Genomic DNA, 25,101 nt, shown 5'->3' on the forward strand with positions numbered 1-25,101 from the left:
GACGCGGGCTCGGCGCTCGTACGATCAGCGGGTGCTCCCAGTCCTCCGCGCCGCCTGGGGTGAACCCCGGCCACACCAGCCGCCGCCGCGGGTGTGGCGTGACTGGGTGCTCGTCGGCGTGCTCGTGTCGCTCGCCGTGCTGGAAGCGGCCCTCCGGACGGACTTCCCGTGGCGGTGGTTGTGGGCGGTGGTGGTGATCGGCCTGGTGCCCGCGGTGCTGTGGCGCCGGACCCGACCGCTGCCCGTGCTCGTCATCGCCTTCGGCGTCACGGGCCTGGTGTCGCTGGCCATCGGCCACGACCGCGACGAGCCCCACACGGCGGCGTTCGTCCTGATCCTGGTGTACGCGGTGGTCAGGTGGGGTTCCGGGCGTGAGGCCGTCCTCGGCCTGGCCTTGGTGACCGGCGCCGCGACCCTGTCCATGGTCCTGCGCGACCTTTCCTTCGCCGACGCGATCGGCGGGCTGACCGTGCTGTTCGCGGCCACGGCCCTCGGTGTCGCCATGCGCTACCGGGCCCGGTTGCGGACCCGTGAGCTCGACCGGGTCAAGCTGCTGGAACGGGAACGGCTGGCCCGGGACCTGCACGACACGGTCGCCCACCACGTGTCCGCGATCGCGATCCGCGCCCAGGCCGGTCTCGCCGTGGCGCAGCCGGACGCCGCGACCGACGCGTTGCGCCTGATCGAAGCCGAGGCCACCCGCGCGCTCACCGAGATGCGCGCGATGGTGCGCGTCCTGCGGCGCGGCGAATCGGTCGACCTCGCACCGAGCCCCCGCATCGCCGACCTCGAACAGCTCGCGGCGGCGCACCGCTCCGGCCCGGCCGTCGAGGTGGGCATCACCGGCGACCTGGACGGCGTGCACCCGTCGATCGACGCGGCGGTCTACCGCCTGGCCCAGGAAGCCGTCACCAACGCGCAGCGGCACGCCCGGCACGCCACCCGCATCGAGGTCCGCGTCGCCGCCGACGACACCTCGGTGCACCTGCGCGTGAGCGACGACGGCGAGGGCTCCGCGCAGACCACCCCCGGCTACGGCCTGATCGGCATGTTCGAGCGCGTCGACCTGCTCGGCGGCACCTGCGCGGCGGGTCCCGACCGCGACCGCGGCTGGACCGTGACCGCCACCCTGCCCCGGACGGGATCGGCCGCGTGAGCGTCCGCGTGGTCGTGGCCGACGACCAGGAAATCGTGCGCACCGGCCTCACCATGATCCTCGACGCCCAACCCGGCATCGAGGTGGTCGGCGCGGCGGCCGACGGGCGGCGGGCCGTGGAACTCGCCCGGCGCCTGCGCCCCGACGTGTGCCTGTTCGACATCCGCATGCCCGGTGTGGACGGCATCGAAGCCACCCGGCTCCTGGCCGGGCCGGACGTGGCGGACCCGCTCGCGGTCGTCGTCATCACCACGTTCGACCTGGACGAGTACGTCTACGCCGCGCTGCGCGCCGGTGCCGTCGGCTTCCTGCTCAAGGACGCCGGACCGGCGCTGCTCACCCAGGCCGTCCACGCCGCCGCCGAGGGCGACGCGCTGATCGCACCGAGTGTCACCGCCCGGCTCCTCAAGACCTTCGCCGCCGGCGAACCCGCGGCGTCACCCGCGCAACCCCTCGAACCGCTCACGGACCGCGAGGAGCAGGTCCTGGCGACCGTGGCGCGGGGACGGACCAACAGCGAGATCGCCGCCGAGCTGCACATCACCCTGAGCACGGTCAAGACGCACGTCGCGAGCCTGATGACGAAGCTGGGCGCCCGCAACCGGGTCGAGATCGCCCTGTGGGCCTACGAGACCGGCCGGAAGTACTAGCCCGCACCCGGCCGCCGGTACCGCCCGGCTCCGGCCCTTCTCCCGATGTCCCGCGCCGCCCCGGTCCGCAGACTCGGACCGGCACCCGGACGCGAAGAAGGGCCTCCACCATGACCTCCTCCCGCAGCTGGCTCCTACCCGCCGCGCTGATCGCGCTCACCCTCATCCCGATGGCGGGCGGCGCGCTGCGCCTCACCGACCTGGCCGGCGGCGAGGTCACCCCGGAGAACGCGAGGTTCTTCGCCGCACCCGTGCCGGTCGTGCTGCACATCTTCGGCGCCGTCGCGTACTGCCTCGGCGGCGCCTTCCAGTTCTCGCCCGGGTTCCGCAGGCGCAAGCCACGCACCCACCGCTACCTCGGTCGGATCCTCATCCCCGCGGGCCTCCTCATGGCCCTCACCGGCCTGTGGATGACCGTCTTCTACCCCTACCCGGAAGGCGACGGCGACCTCCTGGCCGCGTTCCGCCTGGTCACCGGCTCGGTCACCACCCTGGCGCTGGTCCTCGGCTTCCTGGCGATCCGCCGCCGCGACCTGCCCCGCCACCGCGCGTGGATGATCCGCGGCTACGCGCTCGCCCAAGGCGCGGGCACCCAGGCGCTGGTCACCGTCGCGTGGATCGTGCTCGTCGGCCCGGCCACCGGCTTGACCAGGACACTCCTGCTCGGCCTCGGCTGGATGATCAACGCCGCCGTCGCAGAATGGGTCATCGCTGAACCGCGCCGCCGCCGGCGCACGTTGTACCGGGCAAAGCGAGCAGAGAGGACCGCATGACCGTCGCAGCCTGGGCACTCGTCCTGCTCGCCCTGCTCATGCCCGGCGACGTCGACTCGCTGACCCCGGCGACGTTCCTGCGCCTGCCGGTCGAGGCGCTGCTCGCGGTCGTAGTGGTGCTGGTGCTGCCGGAACGGGCGCGCCACCGGGCGGCCATCGCGGGCGGCGCGGTGCTCGGCGTCCTGCTCGTGGTCAAGGCCCTGGACCTGGGGTTCGACGCGGTGCTGCACCGGCCGTTCGACCTGGTGCTCGACTGGCCGCTGCTGGTGCCCGCGGTGGACTACGTGGACGCGACGGCGGGCCGGTTCGCCGCCGTCGCGGCCGTCATCGCCGCCGTGCTGCTGGCGGTCGCGATCGTCCACCTGACGGCACGTTCCGCCGCACGGCTGACCCGCGCGGTCGGCCGTCACCGCCTCGCCGTCACCCGCACGGTCGCCGTCCTGACCGCCTGCACCTTCGCCGCACCCACGCTGGCCTCCCACGACACCACGAGGTTCGTCCACGACCAGGCCGTCCGGGTCCAGGACAGCCTGCGCGACCGCGCCGAGTTCGCCGCGGAGTCGGCCGTCGACCCGTTCGCCACCGGCGAGCTGCTGACCGCGTTGCGGGGCAAGGACGTCATCGTGGCCTTCGTGGAGAGCTACGGCCGTTCCGCCGTGGAACACCCCGACATCGCGCCACGCGTGACCGCCGTCCTCGACGCGGGCACCGAACGCCTGGCCGGTGCCGGTTACGCCGCGCGCAGCGCGTTCCTGACCTCCCCGACCTCCGGCGGCGGCAGTTGGCTGGCCCAGGCCACCCTGTTGTCCGGCCTGTGGATCGACAACCAACAGCGCTACCGCACCCTGCTGACCGGTGACCGGTTGACGCTCGGCAGCGCGTTCCGCCGTGCGGGCTGGCGTTCGGTCGGGGTCATGCCGGGGATCACGAAGGCGTGGCCGGAAGGCGAGTTCTTCGGCTACGACCGGATCTACGCGTTCGACGACCTCGGCTACCGCGGCCCGCGCTTCGGCTACGCGACCACGCCCGACGAGTTCACCCTGGCCAGGTTCGAGCAGTTCGAACGCGGCGACGGGCCCGTCATGGCGGTCATCCCCCTGCTGTCCAGCCACGCCCCGTGGTCACCCGCGCCGACCACCGTCGGCTGGCCGAACCTGGGTGACGGCTCGATCTACCACTCCATGACCTCGGGCGAGGCACCGGCGGAGGCCATGTTCGGCCGCGACCCGGCGCTGGTGCGGGCCGACTACGCGCGGACGGTCGAGTACTCCCTCAACACCCTGGTGTCCTACGTGGAGACCTACGGCGACGACGACTTGGTGCTCGTGTTCCTCGGCGACCACCAGCCCGCGCCGTTCGTGACCGGTCCCGACGCGGGCCGCGACGTGCCGATCACCATCGTGTCCCGCGACCCCGCCGTTCACGCCAGAACCGCCGACTGGGGCTGGACCGACGGCCTCGAACCGGGCCCTCATGCACCCGTGCGCCCCATGAACACCTTCCGCGACCAGTTCCTGACCGCGTTCCGCTAAGCCAACCGCCGAACCGGTTGGCGGAGCACGGTCTTCAGCTTCGCCGGTTCGGTCCGGCGCGGGTCGCCGAGGTAGACCTCGTGGTGCAGGCCCGCCAGGGTCAGGCCGTTGCCCGGCACGTACTCGTCGTGGAGTTCGGCGAGCAGCGGGGTTTCGTCGTCGTACGAGCCGATGTGCAGCACCTGCGCGCAGGTGCCTTCGGTCAGGGTCTCGTGGCGGACGTCGGCGATCGTGGGCTGCTTCTTCTTCGCCGACGCGGTGGCGACGGCGTCGGTCACCTGGTCGGTGGTCACCCAGTCCGGCAGGCTGATCAGCATCCGCCAGTGCCACGACTCCTTGGCCCGCGCGGTGAACACGCTCGGGTCGTCTGCCCACCACAGGCCTTCGAGCGGGCCGACCACGAAGTCACGGCCGGCGCGCTTGCTCGCGAACTTCAGCGTGTACGCCACCGCGTACAACGCCTCCACGGCACGCGTGTAGTCCGGTGACGTGTTCGGGTCACCGGCGCCGTCCACCGCCAGGAACCGCTGGGTCGGCACCTCCACCAGCGCCCACGCGCGGTTCTTCGGCGCGTACAGCTCTTTCAGCTCACGCTTCACGTCGTAGGGCATCGAGTTCCTCTCGGTACGCGGCGAGCCACCGCTGTTCGGCTTCGAGTTGGCCGAGCGAGTAGTCGAAGATCGCGCGGACGAACGGCGGCGCGTCCGGCCGTGCGGCGGCCCGGACCTCGGCGACCTTGGCCGCCAACGCCTCCGCCCGCCGTGCCAGCGCGGCGCGCAGCCGCTCCGGCGGGATCACCGGCTGGTTCGCCAGGCCGACGAGCACCGGCGGGAACACCGGCCGGAGCGCGGCGACGGCCTCCTCGGCGGCTCGGGCGCAGGCACGGACACCGTCCGGGGTCGGGGCGAACACCTTGCGGGCCTTGCCGCGCGCCGGCCCGTCCGACCCCGCCTCGGCGATGAGGCCGCGGTCGCGGAGCTTGCCGAGCAGGTAGTAGATCGAGCTGAACCCGATCTCGGTCCACTCCCGCAGGCCGCGGGCCGTGATGACCTCCTCCAACTCGTAGCCGTGACGTGGTGCTTCCACGAGCAGGCCGAGGAGCGTGAGTTCGGCGGGGGTCAGGTCCACGGCGCTATTCTAGCGCTAGAATACGAGGTGCCGCACGACGGCGTCCGATGCACTACGGTCGGCGACGCAAACGGATCACTTCATGGGGGAGCGCAATGAGATCCTTCCGACGCAGGCTGCTCGCCGCCACCGCCCTCACGGCAACCGCGGTGCTGGTCAGCTCGGTGACCACGGCGACGACCGCGGGGGCGGTCGCGCAGGACGTCAACGTCCTGCTGGCCGAGCAACTGCGCCAGGCCGTGGCGGCGCAGAACTTCCGGGACGTGCTCGACCTGACCCCGCCGGAGCTGGTCGCGGCGTCCAAGGCCGGTGCGCCGGAGAAGTACGACCCGCTGTCCGCCGCCGAGGCGGGCACCGCCCGGTTCGACGCCGCCGCGGCCAGGCCGCTGCACCAGACGCCGAACCTGGACATCGCGGTGATCGAGCTCGACCGCTTCGGCCGGCCGAGCGCGATGGCCGACGTCCTGCTCAGCCCGCAGTACCCGAACGGCGTCGTGGTGCCGCTGGACCAGCGCAAGCTGTCCACCGACAAGGTGCGCTACCGCTGGTGGGACGACACCGAGTGGGACGTCAACGGCGGACGGGGCACCCGCGACGTGCTCGCCGGCCGGGAGGGCGCGCCCATCGACTTCTCCTCGCCCTACCCGGCGTCGGTGCTCAAGCTGATGGTGGGCTTCGGCGTGCTGCGGCTGGCCGACCAGGGCCGGGTGAACCTCGACGCGGTCTACGACTACGTGCCGGTGACGCCGCACCCGGTGTGCGGTGCCGCGTCCAGCAAGGTGATCCGCCAGCACTTCGACGAGATGATCACCAAGTCGCAGAACGAGTCCACCTGCGCGCTGATCAAGATGATCCACGACCTCGGCGCGTGGGACGAGATCAACCGCACGTTCGTCGAGCTGGGCATGCCGACGCTGATGGTCACCGGCACCAACCCGGAGAACGGCGGCCGGTGGATCGGGTCGAACATGAGCAGCATCGACACCGCGAAGCTGCTCCTGCTGGTCAACGGCGCCACGGGCACGCTGTGGACGACCGACGCGGGCAAGGCGGTCACCCGTGACGAGCTGAGCCTGGCGTCCCGGGTCCAGTTCCTGAAGTCGCTGGCCGGTCAGGGTCACAACGAGATGCTGTCCACCACGAACCACTGCGGTCGCGCCTACCCGGTGCAGGGCATCGCGCAGCGGACGCCGCCGCGCTGGGTCCAGCCCGACGGCACCATGAAGGTCGGCGACGCCGTGTACGACAGCGACGTGCGGCCGTGCGACGCGGTCGCCGAGGTGACGTTCGGCCACAAGACCGGCTGGGTCGACACGACCGGCAGTGACGCGGGCATCGTGAAGGCACTGCCCGGCAACGGCAGGCGCAACTACATCGTGGTCGTGTTCTGCAACCTCGGCACGGACTACGTCGACACCTACCGGCCCGCCAACCGCCCCGGCGTCTTCCCGGTGCTCTACACCGAGAAGTACGCCAAGCTGGGCGCGGCCGTGGACGACATCATGACCGCGCTGCAGGCGGTTCCGCGGATCGTCGCCCGCCCGGCTTAGTCGGCCGTGGGTGGCCACTCGGCGCAACGCCTGCCGAGTGGCCACCAGGGTCATCGCGCCGGCGCGTCCGCCGTGACGTACCGGCCCAGTCGCCAGGTCAGCCGGTGCCGGCCGGATCCCAGGTCTCGGGTGCCGTCCGGCCGGACCACCTCGGCCACCGCGTTCACCGGCACCTCCACGTCCAGCACGAGCGTGCCGCCGTCACGCCGCCAGGACACGCCGACCCGGCCGCGCACGGTGTCGAGCGTGGCGCTCGCGCTCGTCAGCACGGGCGTCGGCGCGACCCGGAACCGTGCCCACCCCGGTGCCAGCGGCTCCACCCCGACCACCCGTTCCACCAGCCACGACACCGGTGAGCTGAGCGTCGGGTCGTTGTGCCCGCGCGAACCCGCCTCCCACGACTCCCAGAACGTCGTCGCGCCCAGGTCGCGCAGGTAGCCGTAGGACGGGTAGTCGCGCTGCCCGAGCACGAGGTGCGCCAGCTCGGCCCGGCCGTGGTCGGACAGGGCGTACGGGAGCGCGCCGACGCCCAGCGCGCCCGTGTCCAGGTGCCGCGTGGCCTCGACCTCGGCGGCCAGCCTGGCGGCGACGGCGGCCGTGCGGCCGGCGGGCACCAGCCCGAACGCGAGCGGCACGGCGTTGCTGGTCTGGCGGTAGCCGGTGGGCACGTCGGTGCGGTAGGCGTCACCGTGCAGGAACACCTCGTTGAACCGCCGCGTGAGCTGCTCGGCCTGCGTCGTCCAGGCGGTGGCCTGCGCGGTGTCGCCGACCACCTCGGCCACCGCGACGGCGTCCCGCAGGGTGCTGATGACGTACGCCGTGCCGACGAGCGTGTTGCCCTCCGGCGGACGCGGGGTGGGGCCGGGCCGGGGCGGGTACCAGTCGCCGAACTGGTCGTCGGCGATGCCGTCGCGCAGCTTGCCGAGCAGCCAGCCGACGTAGTGCCGCACGGGCTCGTAGTGCTTCTCCGGCACGGTCCGGTCGCCGTAGGTGAGCCAGTCGCCAGGTGTCCGGGTCCCCGGAGGCGATGTACTCGTCCACCTGGAACCGGCCGTCGACCATCGAGTTCTCCAGGCCGCCGGGGGTCTGCACCTCGATCCGGCCGCTCGCGCCGAGCTTCTCGCTGTGCAGCAGGCGGATCGTGGTGCCCGCGGGCAGGGTCGCGGTGAACGACGTCCAGCCGGACAGGACCACGCCGAAGTCGTACAGCCACGCGTCACCGACCCGGGTCACCGCTTGGGGCTTGACGACGCCGCCCGCGCGCACGGGTGCGCCCACGTACGCCTCCAGCCTGCCGCCGGGCCCCTCCAGGGCGGAGCAGCGCGGTGACGTCGTGCGTGGTGTAGAGCGAGCGGACGTCGAAGTCCGTGCTCGACGGGGACAGCTCGCCGTCGCCGACCCTGGTGCCGTTGACCAGGGCGACGGCGTGACCCAGGCCCGCGAGGTAGAGCCGGGCGGACGCGACCGGCGCCGGGACGTCGAACTCGTCGCGCAGCAGCGGTTCGGCGGGCGGTGCGGGCGGGATCCCGCACACCCAGCGGTCACCGGTGTCCGCCCGGCCGTCCACGTGGGCCGTGCCGTGGGGGTAGGCGTCGTAGGGCAGGCCGTACCAGCGCACGTCACCGCTCGCGGCGGACAGCTCCACGTAGTACGGGCCGGGTCCGAGCGGTTCCGGGAAGTCCAGCCGACCGTGGGCCTGCCCGTAGCGGTCGGGGGTGAGGCCGTCGAGCCTCTTCGTCGCGACCACCGTCCCAAGTGGACCGTCACGGTGCAGCGCCATGGTGCAGCCGGTGGTGCCGGCCACCTTCAGCAGCACGGTGAGACCGGTGAGCGGGCCGTCCGACCGGAACGTCTGGCCGAGCGTGTGCCCGGCCTCCACCGGTACCGCGGCGTACTCGCGCGGCGGCAGCACCCGCAAGGCGGGCGGTACCGCGGCTCCGGTGCCGATCCAGTCGGCGGACCAGTCGTCCTCGGCGAGCAGCGCCGTCTCGAACCACCCGACCTCGCCGTGCCCCGGCCGCCCGGCCTCGTCCCACACCCGAACCGTCCAGTGGTACCGGGTGCGGCTGCGCAGCGGCGGCCCGGCGTAGACCCGCGCGGTCTGCTCGCCGGACCGGACCTCTCCGGAGTCCCACACGTCCGGCGTGCCCAGCCGTTCCGGTCGACTCGCCACCAGGATCCGGTAGGCGCTCTGCGACCGACCCGTCCCCGACGCGGCCAACCGCCAGGAGAACCGCGGCGCGCCCACGTCGATGCCCAGCGGGTCGACCACGTGCTCCACGGTCAGCCGCCGGGCCCGCATCTCGGCCGCTTCGGTCGCCTGTCCCCGCAACGGCGCGACCGTCAGCGCCGCCGCACCCGCCATCCCGCCGAGCACGACCCGGCGCGTCACCTCTGCCATGACCTGACCCCCTGACCTCGGACGTCGGCCCATCGTGGCGGCCACGCGCCGGTACCCGCGTCGGCCCAGGAGCGGCACTCCCGCGTACGCGGACCGACGTACACCCGATCGGAAAACCGGTTGGCGTGGTGCGGCGGAATCCGGTGCACTTCCGGTCATGAGCGATCAGCCCCTGGTGAGACCGGTGCCCGTCGGCGGCTTCCCCGAGTGGCTGCCGCATGTGCGCCTGGTCGAGCTGCGGTGGCTGGACCGGATCCGCGCGGCGTTCGAGCGGTACGGGTTCTGCTCCGTCGAGACGCCCGCGGTCGAGCGCATGGAAGTGCTGGTGGCCAAGGGGGAGACCTCGAAGGAGGTCTACGCGCTCGGGCGGGCGCAGGGCGCGGAGGAAGGGCAGCTCGGGCTGCACTTCGACCTGACCGTGCCGCTCGCGCGGTACGCGGCGCAGCACTTCAACGAGCTGGTGTTCCCGTTCAAGCGGTACCAGGTCCAGCGGGTGTGGCGCGGCGAACGGCCGCAGGACGGGCGGTTCCGCGAGTTCACCCAGTGCGACCTCGACGTGATCAACGTGGACGACGTGCCGCTGCACTTCGACGCCGAGCTGCCGCGCATCGTGCACGAGGTGCTGACCTCGCTGGACCTGCCCGCGTGGACCATCAACGTGAACAACCGCAAGGTGTTGCAGGGCTTCTACGAAGGCTTGGGCATCGCCGACCCGGTCGACGTCATCCGCGCCGTGGACAAGATCGACAAGATCGGCGCGGACGGTGTCGCGGGCCTGCTGGCCGACCGGCTGCGACCCGGGCAGGTCGACGCCGTGCTGGAGCTGGCGCGGTTGCGGGACGTCGAGGCGGTGCGGCGGCTGGGCGTGCGGTCGGCCCTGCTGGACGAGGGCCTGGCGGAGCTGGACTTCGTGCTGCGGGAGCTGTCCGACCTGCCCGAGGTCGTCGTCGACTTCTCCATCGCGCGCGGCCTGGACTACTGCACCGGCACCGTCTACGAGGGGAAGTTCGTGGACTGGCCGGAGTACGGCGCGATCTGCTCCGGCGGTCGGTACGACGACCTGGCCGGGTCGTTCATCCGGCGCAGGCTGCCCGGCGTGGGCATGTCGATCGGATTCTCCCGGATCTTCGCCAAGATGCTGTCCGCCGGGCTGCTCGACACCGGCCCGAGCACGCCCGCCGACGTGCTGGTCGTGCTGCCGAAGGACCGGCGGCGGGCGGCGACCGGGACGGCGAAGGCGTTGCGGGACAGGGGATACAACGTCGAGCTGTACCACCAGGAGGACAAGGTCGCCAAGCAGGTCCGGTACGCCTCGCGCAAGGGCGTGCCGTTCGTGTGGTTCCCGCCGTTCGAGGACGGTCGGCCGCACGAGGTGAAGGACCTGGCCACCGGCGAGCAGACCGCGGCCGACCCGGCGACCTGGTCGCGCGAGCGGGACTGACGCCCGCGCGACCGGACGCCGGGGTCAGCGCGCGGCCAGCCGGTTCGGGATGGGGGCCAACGGGTAGGCCTGCCAGAAGAACCGGTCGGCCGCGTGCTGGTCGGCGGCGAAGTTGACCGCCTCCACGATCCGCCGCGCGCGGATCCGGAACGCGAGCGCCCACGTGATGTCCAGGCCCGCCGGCCGGGTGCTCCAGCCGTGGTGCAGGTCGACCACCCAGTCGCCGTCCGCGGCCAGGAAGATCGGCTCCGCGCGGAAGCCCGCCTTGGCGAGTTCGGCGAAGAACGCCAGCACCTCCTCGACCCCGACCTTCGTGCCGGACAACGGGTGGTGGCCGGGGATCGTCCACCGGATGTCGGCGGCGAAGAACCGGCGCAGGGCGGCCACGTCACCCGAGCCGTAAGCCGCGTAGTAGTCCTTGATGAGCATCACGTTCGGGTGGTCGGCAGCGGCGGACGCGGTGCCGGTGCCGAGCAGCGAGCCCGCCGCCACGCCCACCGCCGTCGCACCCAGGCCGCGCAGCACGTCGGCCCGGGACAGGTGTTCGGTCATGTGCACTCCAGATGCCGATCGAGGGGGATCAACTGCTCCACTTGGTGCTCGCGCCCGCCGTCACGTCGAGCACGGTGCCGGAGACGTACCGGGCGCGCGGCGAGGCGAGGAACGCGATCGAGTCGGCCACGTCCTCCGGCTCGATCAGCCCGACCGGCTGCGTGTGGTAGGCGCGCAGGGCCTGCTCCAGGTCTTCGACCGTGGTGCCGCCCGCCCACCGGTAGGTGGCCTCGTTGAGCACCATCGGGGTCCGCACACCGGTCGGCGCGACGCCGCTGACCCGCACGCCCGCCGGCCCCACCTCCGTCGCCACGGCCTTGACCAGGCCGATCACGCCCCACTTCGCCGCCTGGTAGTGGGCCAGTCGCGGTGCGCCATGCCTGCCCTCGCTGGACGACACCACGATGATCGAACCGCTCCCGCGCGCGACGAGGTGCGGGATGGCGGCACGCATGGTGTTCGCCACGCCGACCAGGTTGACGTCGATGACGTCGGCGAACCGGCGCGGTGACAGGGCGTCCAGCGGCGCGTACGTGGTGATGCCCGCGTTGGCGACCACGATGTCGAGCCGGCCGAACTCGCGGACCGCCTGCCGTGTGACGTCCTGCAGCCGTGCGGCGTCTCGCACGTCCGCCTTCACCGCCACCGCGCGCCGACCGGCCGAACGCACCGCGCGCACCGTCTCGTTCAGCTCGTCCTCGCTGCCCAGCGGGTAGTCGAGCGCGATCGCGCGCGGTGACGCGATGTCCAGCGCCACCACGTCCGCGCCCGCCTTGGCCAGCGCCAGGCACGTTGCCCTGCCGATGCCCCGCGCCGCGCCGGTGACCAGCGCGACCTGACCCCGCAGTTCACCTGGGTCCGGCTGTTCGTGTTCGGGTTGCGCTTGGGCCGTGCCGATGCTCGCGGCGACCAGACCCGCCGTTCCGGCGCCTGCCAACAACGTCCGCCTGCGCACGCTCTGACCGTCGTCCATGGTTCCGATCGTGGGCAGCGGACGGGTGGGGTGTCCAAGACCTGTGCCCATGCCGTCTGGTTATGACCCGAAAATCGGGCGGCCGGAAAGGGCGGGGTGCGTCACGATGCGGGGGTGGAAGAACTGGAACGGCTGCTCGACCAGCCGCACCGCGTGGGTTGGGACGAGGTCGACCCGGTGTTCTTGTCGCTCGCCGCGATCGAGGCGTCGGGTGACGAGGCGGCAGGCTTGGCGGCGTTGGCGACGCTGGCCCGTCGGCCACGTGAGCTGATCCGGCTGGACGCCGTGGCGCGGCGGGTGCGGTGGTGGAGGTGGACCGCGCGGCCTGAGGTGTCGAAGAGCGTTTCCCGGATCGGCAAGGGGATCGCGTCGCCGTTGGGCATCGCGCTGGCGAGCACGCACGGCGACGGGCGGATTCGGGAACGGGCCGTCCGGGACATCATCGCCCGACCGCTGCCCGAGCTGGTGCCGTTCCTGGTGCTGCGGACCGGCGACTGGGTGCGCGAAGTGCGTGCCGTGGCCGGTGCGGGGCTGGCCGAGGTGCTGCACGACGATCCCGCGCGGAACCTGCCGGCCGCGTTGGGAGTCGGTCTGCGGGTCGAGCGGTGGTTGCGGGGGTCGTTCGTGCGCAAGCAACTCCTCGCCACGGCGGTGGACGCGCGGGCGCCGTTGGAGTCGTTGCTGGAGTCGCCGGACCGGGAGGTGCGCGCGTTCGCGTTCGGAGCGGGGACGTGGCGGATGGACCGGAAGGTGTCGGTCGCGTTGACGGCTCCCGACGTGCGGCTGCGGTCGTCGGCGGCGGAGGCGGCGGCACGGGACTGCGTGTGGACCGGGCGGGTGGAGGTGCTGCGGCGATTGGCCGCGTCACCGCACGCCGAGGTGCGGGTGCAGGCGTTGACCGGGTTGGTGCGGTCGGGGCGTGACGCGGAAGTGGTGGCGTACTTGGACGACACGTCGTCCCTGGTGCGCGCGTTGGCGCGGGTGGCGGCGTCACGGGAGGGCGTGGACGTGCCCGCCTACTACCGGTCGCGCGTGACGGCGGGCGCGATCGACGGGTTCGCCGAGGTGGGTGGCGACGGGCGGCACCTGGTGGAGCTGTTGGCGCACCCGTCGGCCACCATCAGGGCAAGGGCGGTCCGGGCGTTGCGGTTGTTGGACCAGGTGCCCGACGACCGGGTGCGGCCGATGCTGCGCGACCCGTCGTCGGCGGTGGTGCGTGAGGCGACCGTGGCGGTGCGGTCGGTGCCGGAGGAGTTGCCGTGGGAGTTGCTGGCCGACGAGCGGCCCGCCGTGCGGCTGGCCGGGTATCGGTTGGCGCGGCGGTTCGGGCCGGTGGCTGAGCTGCGCGCGGCGTTGACGGTGGTGGTTCGCGCGGACGAGCGGTTGGCTCGGCGCGGTCGTGCGGATGCCGCGCGGATGGCACGGTCCCTGGAATCGGTGCCGTGGCGGCGTCGGACCGTCGAGCCGTTGGAGGTGAGGGCGGCGGAGGCGCCGGTGCTGCGGGCGTTGCTCGAGCGGGCCGCGGTTGAGCTGGATGAACAAACCGGGTATCTACTGCGCAAGCACTTGGCCCGAGCACCTGGCTGAGCACCTGGCTGAGCACATGGCTGAGCACTTGGCCTGAGCCGGTGTGCCATGCTGTCGGCCGGCCTTGGGGGAGGAATCGCAGTGGAAGGCTTGGCACCGCCGGAAGTCCGGGACGCCGCCGAGTTCACCGCGGCCCTGCGCGAACTGCGGGTGCGGACGGGGTTGAGCTACCGGCAGTTGGAGCGTCGTGCGGAGCGGGCGGGGGATGTCCTGCCGGCGTCGACGCTGAGCACGGCGCTGTCGCGCAACACCTTGCCGAGGCAACAACTGCTGAGCGCGTACATCCGGGCGTGCGGTGGTGACGATCAGGTGGTTCAGGCGTGGACGGATTTGCGCACGGCTCTCGCGGTCGCCACGGTGAATCCGGTCGACGGGGCTACGGGCGTGGAGCGCGTCGCCGATCCCGCTCTCGATCCCGCTCCTGATCCCGCTCCTGCTCCCGATTCCGAAACCGCTCGTGATCCCGCTCCGGCCCATGATCCAGCGTCGGCGGGGTCCGCCACGTTCACCCGGCGGCGGTTGACCGTGGTGGCCGGTGTGCTGGCGGTGGTGGCGATGGTGGTGTTCGCGGTCGTGCTCGCGGACGGGAACCAGGCGCCGGCGCAGAACAACGCCGCCCCTACCAGCGCGACCACGACGACGGCCGAACCGGCACTCGCGCCGACGTCCACCGAACCGTCGTCCCAGCAGCCGCCGACGACCACCAGCGCACCACAGCCTCCCCCGCAGGCCCCACCCGTCACGACGACGACCACGAAGGTCGTCGCGCCCCAGCCACCCCCGGCGCAGGGGCCGAAGGACGGTGTCCAGCGGATCCGGCTCGCGCACTCCGGTCTGTGCGTCGGTGAAGGCCCGGAGCCGGCCAACCCCGACCGGATCGTCCTCGGCCAGTACGACTGCGCCGCGGCCACGCCGCCCACCGGGTTGGAGCGCCTCGCCGACGGCACCTACCGCATCAAGCTGCACAACGTGGAACACGGTCTGGGGTGCGCGACCGTGGACTACGGCGGTTCGGGGAACGGACTGCTCCTCGCCGGCGACTACTGCGACGAGAACCGGCCCGAGCAGCGGTTCACCCTCGAACCGGCCAATGGCGGCTATCGGCTGCGGTCGGTTCCCGGGGCGGCGTCGTGCATCGGGATCCTCGGGGGTCGTACGGGGTCGGGGGTCCAGCTCATCCAGAATCCGTGTGACGGTCAGGCGAGTCAGTCGTTCGTGTTCGGGTGAGGGGTCGGTGTTCCGGTCCGGCTCGATTTGACATGGGGCCCCTTACGGGTACTCCAGGCAGGCCGAAGCCGGGCAGGCCTGGCGGATAAAGCGCCCGCCAAGCCTGCCCGGCTTCGACCAGCCTAAAGCACCCGAACCCCATGTAAAATCGGGCCTTCTGCGGTTGGTTGCGGGTCCGTTGTGGGCGCGTTTGGATGCCTCGGCGGTTGGTTGCGGGTTCGATGGGGTGTCGTTCGATTGGGCGATAGATGCAACCTTTGACAACCTGAATCGCATTTCTCACGTTAGCCGGAGAAAACGGCCGGCCCGGCGGCGGGGAGGCGTGGGCAGGTGTGGTTGGGGTGGTGGTCAGGTGCGCATTTCGCGGGTTCGCCAGAGCACGAGGACGAAGTACGGGGTGCCGATCAGGGCGATCACCAGGCCTGCCGGTACCTGCGCGGGGGCGATGACGGTTCGGCCCACGGTGTCCGCGGCGCTCACGAGTATCGCGCCGACGGCTGCGGCGACCGGGAGGACGCGGCTGTGCCGGCCGCCGACCAGGGATCGGGCCAGGTGTGGTGCGACCAGGCCGACGAATGCGACTACGCCGATGGCCGACACGGCGGTGGCCGCCAGCACGCCGGCTGCCACCAGGATGACCAGGCGGGAGCGTTCGACTCGCATGCCGAGCACGCGTGGCGTGTCTTCGTCGAGGCTGTGCAGGTCCAGTTCGCGGTGTCGGGCCCACAGGAGGGGGGTCAGCAGGAGGAGGGCCAGTGCGGTGGGTAGGACCTGTTCGAGGGTTCGTCCGTAGGTGGAGCCGGACATCCAGGTCAGTGCCTTCGCCGTGTTCCACGGGTCCGAGGTCACGATCAGGAGCGTGATCAGCGCCATGCCGGCCGACCACATCGCGATCCCGATGACGACCAGTCGGTCCGAGTCCAGGCCCGACCGCCACGCCAGGCCGTAGACCAGCGCGAACGCCACCATCGCGCCGACGCCGGCGGCACCGGCGATGTGCCAGGCGCCGGCCATCGGCACGGCCGTGATCAGGGTGATGGCACCCAGGCCGGCGCCCGCGGTGATGCCCAGGAGGCCGGGTTCGGCCAAGGGGTTGCGGCTCACCGACTGGATGCCGCAGCCGGCCACGGCCAGTGCGGCGCCCGCCACCAGCGCGGCCAGCACGCGGGGCAGGCGTTGGTCGACCACGAACGTCAGCGCGGTGCCCGTGCGGCCCGCGAACCAGTTCGCCAGGTCGCCCAGCAGGACCAACCGGTCGCCGAGCATCAGGCCGGCGGTCGGTGCGGCGAGCAGCAGGACGGCCAGGACGGTCGAAGTGATCAAGAGGCGGCGGGAGGAGGTGGCGACGCCGACGCGGCCGGCCGGGGCTTGGCGCGGCGTGCCGCTGGACCGGCCGCGGCGCGCCAGCCAGATCAGGACGACGGCGCCCAGGATGGTGGTCATGACGCCGGTCGGGACGCGGACGGCGGCGGCGGAGCCCATGATGGCGCGCAGGAGCACGTCGGCGCCAAGGACGATCACGACGCCGACGAGGCCGGACACCGGCAGCAGTGCCCGGTGCTTGCCCAGGCCCGGGACGAAGGGCGTGAGCAGGCGGGTGATCACGGGGGCGCTCAGGCCGACGAAGCCGATCGGGCCGGCCACCGTGACGGCGGCGGCGGTCAGGGCGACGGTCAGCAGGACGGCGCCCACGCGCGTTCGTCGCACCTTCAGGCCGAGGACGGTGGCGTTGTCGTCGCCGAGGGCCAGGATGTCGAGGGACCGGCCCATGACGATCAGCGCGGCGACCGCCACGAGGACGACCGGGGTCATCTGGGCCGTCGCGTTCAGGTCGCTCACCGTCAGCGAGCCGGAGCCCCAGGCGAACAGGCCCGTGGTCTCCTGCTCGTACATCAGCAGCAGCAGGATGGTCGCCGACTGCAGCGTCAACATGACCGCCGAGCCGACGAGCACGAGCCGGGGGCTGGTCGAACCGCCGCCGGACAGCCCGAGCACGATCACCGACGAGGCGAGGCCGCCGACGAACGCGGCACCGCCCGCGGGCAGCGTGGGCAGGCTCAGCCCGAACGCCGCGATCGAGACCACGGCCAGGTGCGAGCCCGCGTTCACGGCGAGCGTGTCCGGTGAGGCCAACGGGTTGCGCGCCACCGACTGCATCCCCGCACCGGCGACGCCCAGAGCGACACCGAGCAGCAACGCGGCCAGCAGGCGCGGCACGCGCGAACCCTCCAGCACGGCGAGGGTCTGCGCGTCCCCGTTGCCCACCAGGGCTTGGAGCACGTCGAGCACACCGGTCGACGCGGTGCCCTGGGTGAGGTGGACGGCGGAGAGCACGGCGATGAGCGCCACGATCCCCGCCGTCACGACGGCGGTGCGCATCATCAGGCGGTGGCAGCCTTCACGAACTGCTCGGCGACCTTGATGACCGACTTCGGCCCGCCGAACGTCCACGTGCCCGGCTCCAGCTTGACGACCTTCTTGTTCACCACGAACGGCAGGCGCTGCCACACCGGGTTGGCGGCGAGGCCGGTGGTGAACACGTCGTCCTCGGAGGCGCTGTAGAACAGCATCGTCTTCGGGTCGGTGAGCGCGGTCAGGCCTTCGACGTCGGTGGCGCCCAGGCCCCACTGCGGGTCGACCTCGCCGGTCCACGCGTTCTTCAGGCCGACCGCCTCGGCGGTGTCGGAGACCAGCGAGCCCTTGCCGAACGGGCGGATGTTGACCGTGCTGCCCTGCAGCCAGCCGTCGGCCATGACGAACGGCGTGCCGGTCGCGCCCTTGGCCTCGACCGCCTTCTTGCCGTCGGCCAGCGCGGTGTCCAGTTCGGACAGCAACTTGTCGCCCTCGGCGGCCTTGCCGATCGCCTGGGCGATCAGCTTGGTGTCCTCGCGCAGCCGGTCGAGGTTGCGGGAGGCGTCGCTGGCCTTGGTGACGATCACGGGGACGTACTTCTCCAGCTGGCCGACCAGCGTCTCGCCCCGCCCCTCGGCCATGATCACCAGGTCGGGGTCGAGCGCGACGATGGAGTCGACGCTGGGCTCGTTGCGCTTGCCGACGTCCTTCACGTCACCGGTCAGCGGCACCGCCGAGTCCCACGTCTTGTAACCGGCGGCGTCCGCGACACCCACCGGCATGACACCCAGGGAGGCGACGGTCTCGGTCTCGGCCCACTCCAGCGTGACGACCTTCTTGGCCGGGGAGTCGAGCTTGACCTCCTTGCCGCGGGAGTCGGTCACCGTGACCGGCCCGCCGGCGGACTCGGTCGGCGTGGTCGTCGGCGTCTCGGTCGTGCCGCACGCGGACAGCAGCACGGCCGCCGTCACGAGGGCAGGGGCAAGCAAGCGCATCGCTGGTACCTCTCAGGGGTGAAGGGGGAAGTCGGATCAGACCGGTCGCGGGGTGTGCCTGCCCAGCGGGCGGCAGTGGATCGCGCCGGTCACCGGGTCGTCGGCGACGTGCACGGTGACGCCGTAGGCCCGGGTCAGGTGCTCGCCGGTGAGGACGTCGCGGACCCCGCCCGCGGCGACGACCCGGCCCTCGCTCAGCAGCACGACCTCGTCGGCGATGATCGCCGCGTGGTCGAGGTCGTGCAGCACGACGCCGACCGCCACGTCGTGGTCGTTCGCCAGGTCGCGCACCACGTCGAGCACCTCGACCTGGTAGCGCAGGTCGAGGTGGTTGGTCGGCTCGTCCAGCAGCAGCACGGAGGTCTGCTGCGCCAGGCACGACGCCAGCCACACGCGCTGCAGCTCGCCGCCGGACAGCTCGTCCACGCCCCGGTCGGCCATCGCGGTCACGCCGGTCAGGTCCATGGCGCGCTGGATCGCCGCGCTGCCCTCCAGGTCGACCCCGCGCCACCCGGTCCGGTACGGGTACCGGCCGTAGGAGACGACGTCGCGCACCGACACGCCCGACGGCGTCGGCCGCTGCTGGGTGAGCAGGGTGACGTTGCGGGCGAACTCCTTGCCGGACAGCGGGGAGTGCCCCCAGACCGACCGCTCGCCCACCCGGACGTTCCCCTCGCGCGGCCGGTGCAGTCGCGCCAGGGACCGCAGGACGGTCGACTTGCCGGACCCGTTGGGCCCGACGAGCGCCGTCACGGCGCCCGCGCGGAGTCCGAGCGAGACACCGTGCACCACCGCGCGGTCGTGGTGCGCGAGGACCAGTTCCTCACCGGCGAGCAGCGCGTCTCCCTTAGACATGAGGGGAGCCTAACCTAATCTCGCGAATCACCCATATGGGCGTGATCTACTGCACTTCTCGGCGTAGAAAGTAACGCTCCGCAAGCACGTTCAGGTGCTGAAGTGCCGCCTCGTGTCGGCGACCAGCGAGCCGAACACCACGGCGTTCAGCCGCGCGCCCACCGTGAACGCCGGCTCGTAGGCGAACGTCCACGTCAGCCGGCAGCCCTCGCCCGACCGCTCCACCAGGTAGTCCTCGCCGAATCGCCGGAACACCGGCAAGTTCGCCCGATCCACGGCGAACGACTGCCGCCGCCCCTCGTCCCACCGGATGAACACCTCGCGCAGCCGCAGCACGCCGAGCACCGCCGCGGTCCGCGTCGTACCCACCCCGAACGGGCGAGGGGAGGTGTACTCCACCGACGACAGCAGCCGGCACCACCACAGCGGGTTGGAGGCGGCCAACCCGCGCCACACACGTTCAGGTGACACCGGCAGGTCCAGCACGTAGCTGTGGCGCTGCGGTGCCGAGTCGAAGAAGTCCACGTCGAACGGCTCCAAGCGGGGCACGTCGTCCAGTGTGCAGCCTGCGTGGCGGTTTCACCGCTCGTCGCGTGCTCATCCGGGGCCCGCCCACCCGGCGACCACCCAAAGCAGCACCGCGTTGATCCGGTCGGGCGGACCCGGTGCCCGAACGTGTGGATCAGCACCGCGAGGTCTTGGCCGTCACGCCCCGGCACTGGTTGCGTACACCCGGTACACCCCGGTAGGTGACCGATGAGAGGTGCGAGCCGATGGCGCAGCCGTTCCTGCTGCCGGATTTCTACCTGCCCCACCCGGCACGGCTGAACCCCAACCTGGAACGGGCGCGGGCGCACACGAAGACCTGGGCGTACGAGATGGACATGATCGACGTGCCCCAGCACGGCACGGTCATCTGGACCGAGCGCGACCTCGACTCGCACGACTACGCCCTGCTCTGCGCCTACACCCACCCGGACGCCTCGCCGGAGGACCTCGACCTGGTCACCGACTGGTACGTGTGGGTCTTCTACTTCGACGACCACTTCGTGGAGCTCTACAAGCGTCACCCGGACGTGGCGGGCGCCCGGGCCTACCTCGACCGGCTGCCGCTGTTCATGCCGGTCGACGGCGCGATCACCGAGGAGCCGACGAACCCGGTCGAGAAGGGCCTGGCGGACCTGTGGCAGCGCACCGTCGGCAGCCACTCGGCGGACTGGCGCCGCCGGTTCGCCGACAACACCAAGCACCTGCTGGACGAGTCCATGTGGGAGTTGCTGAACATCTCCGAGGGCAGGCTTAGCAACCCGATCGAGTACATCGAGATGCGCCGCAAGGTGGGCGGCGCGCCGTGGTCGGCGAACCTGGTCGAGCACGTCACCGGCATGGAGGTGCCCGCCCGGATCGCCCTCACCCGGCCGATCGGCGTCCTGCGCGACACGTTCGCCGACGCCGTGCACCTGCGCAACGACCTGTTCTCCTACGAGCGCGAGGTGCTGGACGAGGGCGAGCTGAGCAACGGCGTGCTGGTGCTGGAGAAGTTCCTGGACATCCCGACCCAGGAGGCCGCCGAGGCGGTCAACGACCTGCTCACCTCCCGCCTGCACCAGTTCGAGCACACCGCCGTCACCGAGGTGCCGCTGCTGCTGGACGAGCACGCCGTCGACCCGGCGGGCAGGCTCGCCGTGCTGGCGTACGTGAAGGGCCTGCAGGACTGGCAGTCCGGCGGCCACGAGTGGCACGCCCGCTCCAGCCGCTACATGAACGAGGGCGCGGTCACCGCCGGCCCGGTGCTCGGCGGCCCGACCGGGCTGGGCACGAGCGCCGTCCGCGCGTTCGCCGCCACCGCGCCGCAACGACTGCGCGGCTTCAGCCACGTGCCGTTCGAGGAGGTGCCCCACCTGGAGTGGCCCGAGATGGCCATCCCCTACCCGCTGACCCTGAGCCCCCACTGGAAGGACGCGCTGGAGCACAACGTCGAGTGGTGCCACGAGATGGGCTACTACGACGACGTGCCGCGCATCTGGACCGAGGAGAAGGTCCGCGGCTTCGACTACGCGCTGTGCTCGGCGGGCATCGACCCGGACGGCTCGCCCGAGCAGATCGAGCTGTCCGCCGACTGGCTGGCCTGGGGCACCTACGGCGACGACTACTACCCGGCGGTCTTCGGCCGCGGCCCGGACCTGACCGCCGCGCGGGCCCTGACCGAACGGCTCAAGCAGCTCATGCCGGTCGAGGGCGGGGCGCCGATCACGCCGGTCATCCCGCTGGAGGTCTCGCTGGCGGACCTGTGGCGCCGCACCGCCGGCCCGATGCCGCCCGACTACCGGCGCGACTTCAAGCACGCCGTGTCGGAGATGCTCGACGCGTGGCTGTGGGAGCTGCACAACCACGCCCTCAACCACATCCCGGACCCGGTGGACTACGTGGAGATGCGCCGCCGGACCTTCGGTTCCACGTTCACCAAGAGCATGGCGAAGTTCGGGCACGGCAACGCGGTGCCGCCGGAGATCTACCGCACGCGGACCATCCAGAACCTGGAGAACACCGCCTCGGACTACACGTGGATGGTCAACGACCTGGTGTCCTACCGCAAGGAGGTCCAGTACGAGGGCGAGCTGCACAACCTGGTGCTGGTCGTGCGGAACTTCCTGGACACCGACCTGGACCGGGCCTACCGGGTCGTGCACGACCTCCAGGCCGCCCGGATGAACCAGTTCCGGCACATCGTGGACATCGAGCTGCCCGCGTTGTTCGAGGAATTCGGGCTCGACGACGACGCGCGGGCCGTGCTGACCCGGTACGTGACCGAACTCCAGGACTGGATGGTGGCCGTCCGCGAATGGCACCTCAAGACCTACCGCTACAGCGACGCCGCGCTGGAGGAGCACCACCGCCCGCAGTCCGTTGCGCCGCAAGCGTTGCGCGGGCCGACCGGTCTCGGCACGGCGTCCACCCGCGTTTTGGTGAACAACGGGTGACGTGCGGCTTAATGAAAACGGTCGGAATATCGAACAACGGGTCGAGGTGATTTACGAGACTTTTCCCTCCTGAATTCGCGGAATTCGGTGGCAGGATGAAGTCCGTGGTCGAGGGGGGAGTTCGCTACCGGTTGCTGGGCCCGGTGGCGGCGCACCTCGACGGCGAGCCGGTCCGGCTCGGCGGGCCCAAGCAACGCGCGGTGCTGGCCGCGTTGCTGCTCAACGCCAACCGCGTGGTCTCCGAGGAACAGCTGATCGGGCTCGTCTGGGACGGCGAGCCGCCGATCAGCGCGCGCGGCCAGCTCCAGGTGCGGGTCTGGGAGCTGCGCAAGCTCCTCGGCCGGTCCGCGATCGTGCGCCGCTCACCCGGCTACCTGATCGAGGTGGCACCCGGCCAGGTGGACGTGCAGGTGTTCGGCGACGCGGTCGCGGCGGCCCGGGTCGACCTGGCCGAGGGACGGCTGGACGCGGGCGTGGCCCGGCTGCGGGACGCGCTGGCGCTGTGGGAGGGCCCCGTGCTCGGCGGGGTGACGGAAGCGTTGCAGGACCGCGAGAGCCGGTTGCTGGACGAGCGGCGGCTGGCCGCCGTGGAGGACCTGTTCGACGCCGAGCTGCGCGCCGGGCGGCACGCGGACGTGATCGGCGAGCTGCGCCGGGCCGGTGGCGAGTACCCGTTCCGGGAACGGCTGCAGGCCGCGTTGATGCTGGCCCTGCACCGGTCGGGCCGCACGTCCGAGGCGTTGGCGGTGTACGCGCAGACGCGGCGGCGGTTCACCGAGGAGCTGGGCATCGAGCCGGGGCGCGAGCTGCAGGAGCTGCACGTCCAGGTGTTGCAGGGCGGAGCGCCGGCGGATGACGAGCCGGTGACCGCGTCGGTGTCTGCGCCGGTGGTGCGTCCCGCCCAGCTGCCGCACGACGTGCGCGGGTTCACCGGGCGGCAGGCGGAGCTGGCCCGGTTGGACGACGCCGGCATCTGGGTGATCACGGGTGCGGCGGGGGTCGGGAAGACCGCGCTGGCCGTGCACTGGGCGCGCCGGGCGCGGGACCGGTTCCCCGACGGGCAGCTGTACGTGGACCTGCGCGGGTTCGACGCCGACCACGAGCCCGTGCCGCCCGCCGCGGCGCTGGCACAGTTGCTGCGGGCGTTGGGGCAGCAGCGGCTGCCGTCCGGGGTGGATGAGCTGGCCGCGCTGTACCGGACCGTGCTGGCGGACCGGGACGTGCTGGTGCTGCTGGACAACGCGCGTGACGCCGACCAGGTCCGGCCGTTGCTGCCACCGTCCGGGATGGTGCTGGTGACCAGTCGGCACCGGCTGGGTGACCTGGTCGCGCGGACCGGTGCGCGGTCGCTGCCGCTGGCCGTGCTGCCCGCCGCCGACTCCCGGGCCCTGCTCACCGGGGTGCTGGGTATCGGGGCGTCCGACTCGCTGGACGAGCTGGCCCGCCTGTGCGGCCACCTGCCGCTGGCGTTGCGCATCGCCGCCGCGAACCTCGGGCCGGACGGGTCGGCGCACCGGGTCGACGACCTGGTGGCCACGCTGCGGGCCGACCCGTTGACCGGGCTGACCGTGGACGGTGCCGCCGAGAGCCCGCTGACCAGGGCGTTCGTCGTGTCGTACGCGGCGCTGGAGCCGGGTTCGCAGCGGCTGTTCCGGCTGCTGGGCCTGGTGCCCGGCGCCGATTTCACGCCGCGGGTGGCGGCGGCGCTGCTGGACGTGCCGGTGGCCGAGGCCGGGCGGCGGCTGCACCGGTTGGCCGCGGCGCACCTGGTGGAGCGGCACGGGCCGGGACGGTTCCGGTTCCACGACCTGGTGCGTGATTACGCGCGGACGTTCGGCGGCGAGGACGGGGCGTGGGAGCGGTTGGTGGAGTTCCACCTGGCGGCGGCGGACGCGGTGGACCGGCACTTCAGCCGCCACCCGCTGCGGCTGCCCCGGCACGCGGACCCGGTGTCCGAAGTGGACTTCGCGTCGTCCGCCGAGGCCGTGGCGTGGCTGGAGGCGGAGCACGCCAACCTGACCGCCGTGCTGCGGCACGCCGCCGTGCACGGCCCGCACCCGGCGGTGTGGTACCTGGCGGACGCGATCCGGTCGGTGTTCCTGCACCGGGGGCTGCGGGCGGAGTGGCTGGACGTCGCGTTCCCGGTGCTGGAGGCGGCGCGCGGCGTGCCGCGGGTGGAGGCGTTGATGCGGCAGGGCATCGGCGCGGCGTGCGTGCACCTCGGGCGGCGGGACGAGGCGATCCGGCACCTGGAGGCGGCGTTGCTGGCGCACCGCGAGGCTGATTGGCCGGAGGGCGAGGCGGCGACCGCGAACAGTCTCGGAATCGCACTGCTGGCGTCCGGCCGTTTCACCGAGGCGAGTGAACTGTTCACCCGGTCGCTGGACGCGGGGACGCGAACCGACCGGATGATGGCGTTGAACAACCTGGGTTTCGCCGAACGCCAGTCCGGCCGGCCGGACAAGGCGCTGGAACACCTGAGCCGCGCGCTGTCCATCAGCACCGAGGACGGCTCGCAGTGGGGTGAGGCCGTCGCGCGGGTGAACCTCGGGCACGTGCTGCGGTCGTACGGTGACCTGGCGGGTGCGCGTGAGCACCTGATGGCGGCGTGCGCGCTGCACCGGCACCTCGGCAACCGCTACGGCGAGGCGTCGGCGTTGATCGGCTTGAGCCTGGTCGACACCGACGCCGGCGAGCCCGACCGGGCGCGGTGTGCCGCCACCGAAGCCCTGGCCGTGGCCCGGCGTGAGGAGAACCGGGAGACCGAGGTGGGCGCGCTGATCGCCCTGGGCAACGCCGAATCGGCCGCCGGCCACCACCGCGCGGCCGCGTCCCACCACCGCCAAGCCGTCACCCTGGCCCGCCGCTGGTCCTCACCCTGGCAGCTCGCCGAAGCCGAAGCCGCCCACCGCACCACCCGCTAACCCGCGTGTCCTACCTCCGGAACG

At 72.2% G+C, this 25,101-nt stretch carries 20 protein-coding genes and 2 pseudogenes; 10 read left to right on the plus strand and 12 right to left on the minus strand.

Annotated elements, in window-relative coordinates; genetic code table 11:
• Positions 1-31 precede the first annotated feature (31 nt).
• The 4 genes from A6A25_RS13165 (at position 32) to A6A25_RS13180 (ending at position 4,111) form a co-directional block, all read left to right on the plus strand.
• The gene (locus A6A25_RS13165; RefSeq protein WP_073888983.1) at positions 32-1,156 is read left to right on the plus strand and encodes a sensor histidine kinase; all 1,125 of its coding nucleotides are present in this window, start codon (positions 32-34) and stop codon (positions 1,154-1,156) included.
• On the plus strand, positions 1,153-1,806 hold the full coding sequence (locus A6A25_RS13170) for a response regulator (protein ID WP_073888984.1): 654 nt from the start codon (positions 1,153-1,155) through the stop codon (positions 1,804-1,806). The genes A6A25_RS13165 and A6A25_RS13170 overlap by 4 nt, the downstream gene beginning before the upstream one ends.
• Before the next feature lie 110 nt (positions 1,807-1,916).
• Positions 1,917-2,579, plus strand: a complete 663-nt coding sequence (locus tag A6A25_RS13175; RefSeq protein WP_073888985.1) for a DUF2306 domain-containing protein — start codon at positions 1,917-1,919, stop codon at positions 2,577-2,579.
• Positions 2,576-4,111, plus strand: a complete 1,536-nt coding sequence (locus tag A6A25_RS13180) for a sulfatase-like hydrolase/transferase (protein WP_073888986.1) — start codon at positions 2,576-2,578, stop codon at positions 4,109-4,111. The genes A6A25_RS13175 and A6A25_RS13180 overlap by 4 nt, the downstream gene beginning before the upstream one ends.
• Here the strand turns inward: A6A25_RS13180 and A6A25_RS13185 are convergent.
• Both A6A25_RS13185 and A6A25_RS13190 read right to left on the minus strand, forming a co-directional pair.
• Positions 4,108-4,722: a GyrI-like domain-containing protein gene (locus tag A6A25_RS13185; RefSeq protein WP_073888987.1), complete on the minus strand. Its 615-nt coding sequence runs from the start codon at positions 4,720-4,722 to the stop codon at positions 4,108-4,110. The two genes, A6A25_RS13180 and A6A25_RS13185, sit on opposite strands and share 4 nt — an antisense overlap.
• Positions 4,700-5,233, minus strand: a complete 534-nt coding sequence (locus A6A25_RS13190) for a PadR family transcriptional regulator (protein ID WP_073889937.1) — start codon at positions 5,231-5,233, stop codon at positions 4,700-4,702. The genes A6A25_RS13185 and A6A25_RS13190 overlap by 23 nt, the downstream gene beginning before the upstream one ends.
• Before the next feature lie 101 nt (positions 5,234-5,334).
• Here A6A25_RS13190 and A6A25_RS13195 point away from each other — a divergent pair, with 101 nt between their 5' ends.
• Entirely contained in the window at positions 5,335-6,789 is a 1,455-nt protein-coding gene (locus A6A25_RS13195; RefSeq protein WP_073888988.1) for a serine hydrolase, read from the plus strand.
• A gap of 50 nt (positions 6,790-6,839) precedes the next feature.
• Here the strand turns inward: A6A25_RS13195 and A6A25_RS46795 are convergent, their stop codons facing one another.
• The 4 genes and pseudogenes from A6A25_RS46795 to A6A25_RS42930 form a co-directional block, all read right to left on the minus strand.
• The gene (locus A6A25_RS46795; RefSeq protein ID WP_443217053.1) at positions 6,840-7,139 is read right to left on the minus strand and encodes an alpha-L-rhamnosidase C-terminal domain-containing protein; all 300 of its coding nucleotides are present in this window, start codon (positions 7,137-7,139) and stop codon (positions 6,840-6,842) included.
• Positions 7,128-7,838, minus strand: a pseudogene (locus A6A25_RS46800) (alpha-L-rhamnosidase-related protein); the annotation flags it as partial. The pseudogene A6A25_RS46800 and the gene A6A25_RS46795, both read right to left, overlap by 12 nt.
• Positions 7,801-8,067: pseudogene (locus tag A6A25_RS46805) on the minus strand (family 78 glycoside hydrolase catalytic domain); the annotation flags it as partial. The pseudogenes A6A25_RS46805 and A6A25_RS46800, both read right to left, overlap by 38 nt.
• Positions 8,006-9,190, minus strand: coding sequence for a glycoside hydrolase family 78 protein (locus tag A6A25_RS42930; RefSeq protein WP_073888990.1), 1,185 nt, complete (start codon positions 9,188-9,190; stop codon positions 8,006-8,008). The gene A6A25_RS42930 and the pseudogene A6A25_RS46805, both read right to left, overlap by 62 nt.
• Positions 9,191-9,347: 157 nt before the next feature.
• On the opposite strand from A6A25_RS42930, the gene hisS reads away from it, so the two are divergent.
• Positions 9,348-10,631, plus strand: a complete 1,284-nt coding sequence (gene hisS / locus A6A25_RS13210; protein WP_073888991.1) for a histidine--tRNA ligase — start codon at positions 9,348-9,350, stop codon at positions 10,629-10,631.
• 24 nt (positions 10,632-10,655) lie between these two features.
• Here hisS and A6A25_RS13215 read toward each other — a convergent pair whose 3' ends face one another.
• Positions 10,656-11,183: a nuclear transport factor 2 family protein gene (locus tag A6A25_RS13215; protein WP_073888992.1), complete on the minus strand. Its 528-nt coding sequence runs from the start codon at positions 11,181-11,183 to the stop codon at positions 10,656-10,658.
• A 28-nt stretch (positions 11,184-11,211) separates the two neighbouring features.
• On the minus strand, positions 11,212-12,156 hold the full coding sequence (locus A6A25_RS13220; RefSeq protein ID WP_158073727.1) for a mycofactocin-coupled SDR family oxidoreductase: 945 nt from the start codon (positions 12,154-12,156) through the stop codon (positions 11,212-11,214).
• A gap of 114 nt (positions 12,157-12,270) precedes the next feature.
• On the opposite strand from A6A25_RS13220, the gene A6A25_RS13225 reads away from it, so the two are divergent.
• Positions 12,271-13,743 carry a hypothetical protein gene (locus A6A25_RS13225; RefSeq protein WP_198932685.1) on the plus strand — a complete coding sequence of 491 codons (1,473 nt, stop codon included), beginning with the start codon at positions 12,271-12,273 and terminating at the stop codon, positions 13,741-13,743.
• 81 nt (positions 13,744-13,824) lie between these two features.
• On the plus strand, positions 13,825-14,970 hold the full coding sequence (locus A6A25_RS13230; protein ID WP_073888993.1) for an XRE family transcriptional regulator: 1,146 nt from the start codon (positions 13,825-13,827) through the stop codon (positions 14,968-14,970).
• Positions 14,971-15,318: 348 nt separating this feature from the next.
• On the opposite strand, the gene A6A25_RS13235 is transcribed toward A6A25_RS13230, so the two are convergent.
• The 4 genes from A6A25_RS13235 to A6A25_RS13250 all read right to left on the minus strand — a co-directional run bounded on the left by A6A25_RS13235 (position 15,319) and on the right by A6A25_RS13250 (position 19,721).
• Positions 15,319-17,352, minus strand: a complete 2,034-nt coding sequence (locus tag A6A25_RS13235) for an iron ABC transporter permease (protein ID WP_073888994.1) — start codon at positions 17,350-17,352, stop codon at positions 15,319-15,321.
• Entirely contained in the window at positions 17,352-18,317 is a 966-nt protein-coding gene (locus A6A25_RS13240; protein WP_073888995.1) for an ABC transporter substrate-binding protein, read from the minus strand. Before A6A25_RS13240 ends, A6A25_RS13235 begins: the two co-directional genes overlap by 1 nt.
• Before the next feature lie 36 nt (positions 18,318-18,353).
• A complete protein-coding gene (locus tag A6A25_RS13245; RefSeq protein ID WP_073888996.1) occupies positions 18,354-19,172 on the minus strand; it encodes an ABC transporter ATP-binding protein in 819 nt (272 codons plus the stop codon).
• Between the two features lie 90 nt (positions 19,173-19,262).
• Positions 19,263-19,721, minus strand: coding sequence for an SRPBCC family protein (locus A6A25_RS13250; RefSeq protein ID WP_073888998.1), 459 nt, complete (start codon positions 19,719-19,721; stop codon positions 19,263-19,265).
• 224 nt (positions 19,722-19,945) lie between these two features.
• Here A6A25_RS13250 and A6A25_RS13255 point away from each other — a divergent pair, with 224 nt between their 5' ends.
• Together A6A25_RS13255 and A6A25_RS46305 are read left to right on the plus strand one after the other, a co-directional pair.
• Positions 19,946-22,153: a terpene synthase family protein gene (locus tag A6A25_RS13255; RefSeq protein ID WP_073889001.1), complete on the plus strand. Its 2,208-nt coding sequence runs from the start codon at positions 19,946-19,948 to the stop codon at positions 22,151-22,153.
• Positions 22,154-22,248: 95 nt separating this feature from the next.
• Positions 22,249-25,077: an AfsR/SARP family transcriptional regulator gene (locus tag A6A25_RS46305; protein WP_073889003.1), complete on the plus strand. Its 2,829-nt coding sequence runs from the start codon at positions 22,249-22,251 to the stop codon at positions 25,075-25,077.
• Positions 25,078-25,101 lie beyond the last annotated feature (24 nt).

The organism is Saccharothrix sp. CB00851 (assembly GCF_001905065.1).
GTDB lineage: Bacteria > Actinomycetota > Actinomycetes > Mycobacteriales > Pseudonocardiaceae > Actinosynnema.

What these genes read in the sequence shown, in the direction of transcription:
- A6A25_RS13175 (WP_073888985.1), top strand. Translation starts at nt 1,917, where the DNA reads ATGACCTCCTCCCGCAGCTGGCTCCTACCCGCCGCGCTGATCGCGCTC.
- A6A25_RS13220 (WP_158073727.1), bottom strand. Translation starts at nt 12,156, where the DNA reads ATGGACGACGGTCAGAGCGTGCGCAGGCGGACGTTGTTGGCAGGCGCC.
- A6A25_RS13215 (WP_073888992.1), bottom strand. Translation starts at nt 11,183, where the DNA reads ATGACCGAACACCTGTCCCGGGCCGACGTGCTGCGCGGCCTGGGTGCG.
- A6A25_RS13180 (WP_073888986.1), top strand. Translation starts at nt 2,576, where the DNA reads ATGACCGTCGCAGCCTGGGCACTCGTCCTGCTCGCCCTGCTCATGCCC.
- A6A25_RS42930 (WP_073888990.1), bottom strand. Translation starts at nt 9,190, where the DNA reads ATGGCAGAGGTGACGCGCCGGGTCGTGCTCGGCGGGATGGCGGGTGCG.
- A6A25_RS13235 (WP_073888994.1), bottom strand. Translation starts at nt 17,352, where the DNA reads ATGATGCGCACCGCCGTCGTGACGGCGGGGATCGTGGCGCTCATCGCC.
- hisS (WP_073888991.1), top strand. Translation starts at nt 9,348, where the DNA reads ATGAGCGATCAGCCCCTGGTGAGACCGGTGCCCGTCGGCGGCTTCCCC.
- A6A25_RS46305 (WP_073889003.1), top strand. Translation starts at nt 22,249, where the DNA reads ATGAAGTCCGTGGTCGAGGGGGGAGTTCGCTACCGGTTGCTGGGCCCG.
- A6A25_RS13245 (WP_073888996.1), bottom strand. Translation starts at nt 19,172, where the DNA reads ATGTCTAAGGGAGACGCGCTGCTCGCCGGTGAGGAACTGGTCCTCGCG.
- A6A25_RS13185 (WP_073888987.1), bottom strand. Translation starts at nt 4,722, where the DNA reads ATGCCCTACGACGTGAAGCGTGAGCTGAAAGAGCTGTACGCGCCGAAG.
- A6A25_RS13255 (WP_073889001.1), top strand. Translation starts at nt 19,946, where the DNA reads ATGGCGCAGCCGTTCCTGCTGCCGGATTTCTACCTGCCCCACCCGGCA.
- A6A25_RS13240 (WP_073888995.1), bottom strand. Translation starts at nt 18,317, where the DNA reads ATGCGCTTGCTTGCCCCTGCCCTCGTGACGGCGGCCGTGCTGCTGTCC.
- A6A25_RS13195 (WP_073888988.1), top strand. Translation starts at nt 5,335, where the DNA reads ATGAGATCCTTCCGACGCAGGCTGCTCGCCGCCACCGCCCTCACGGCA.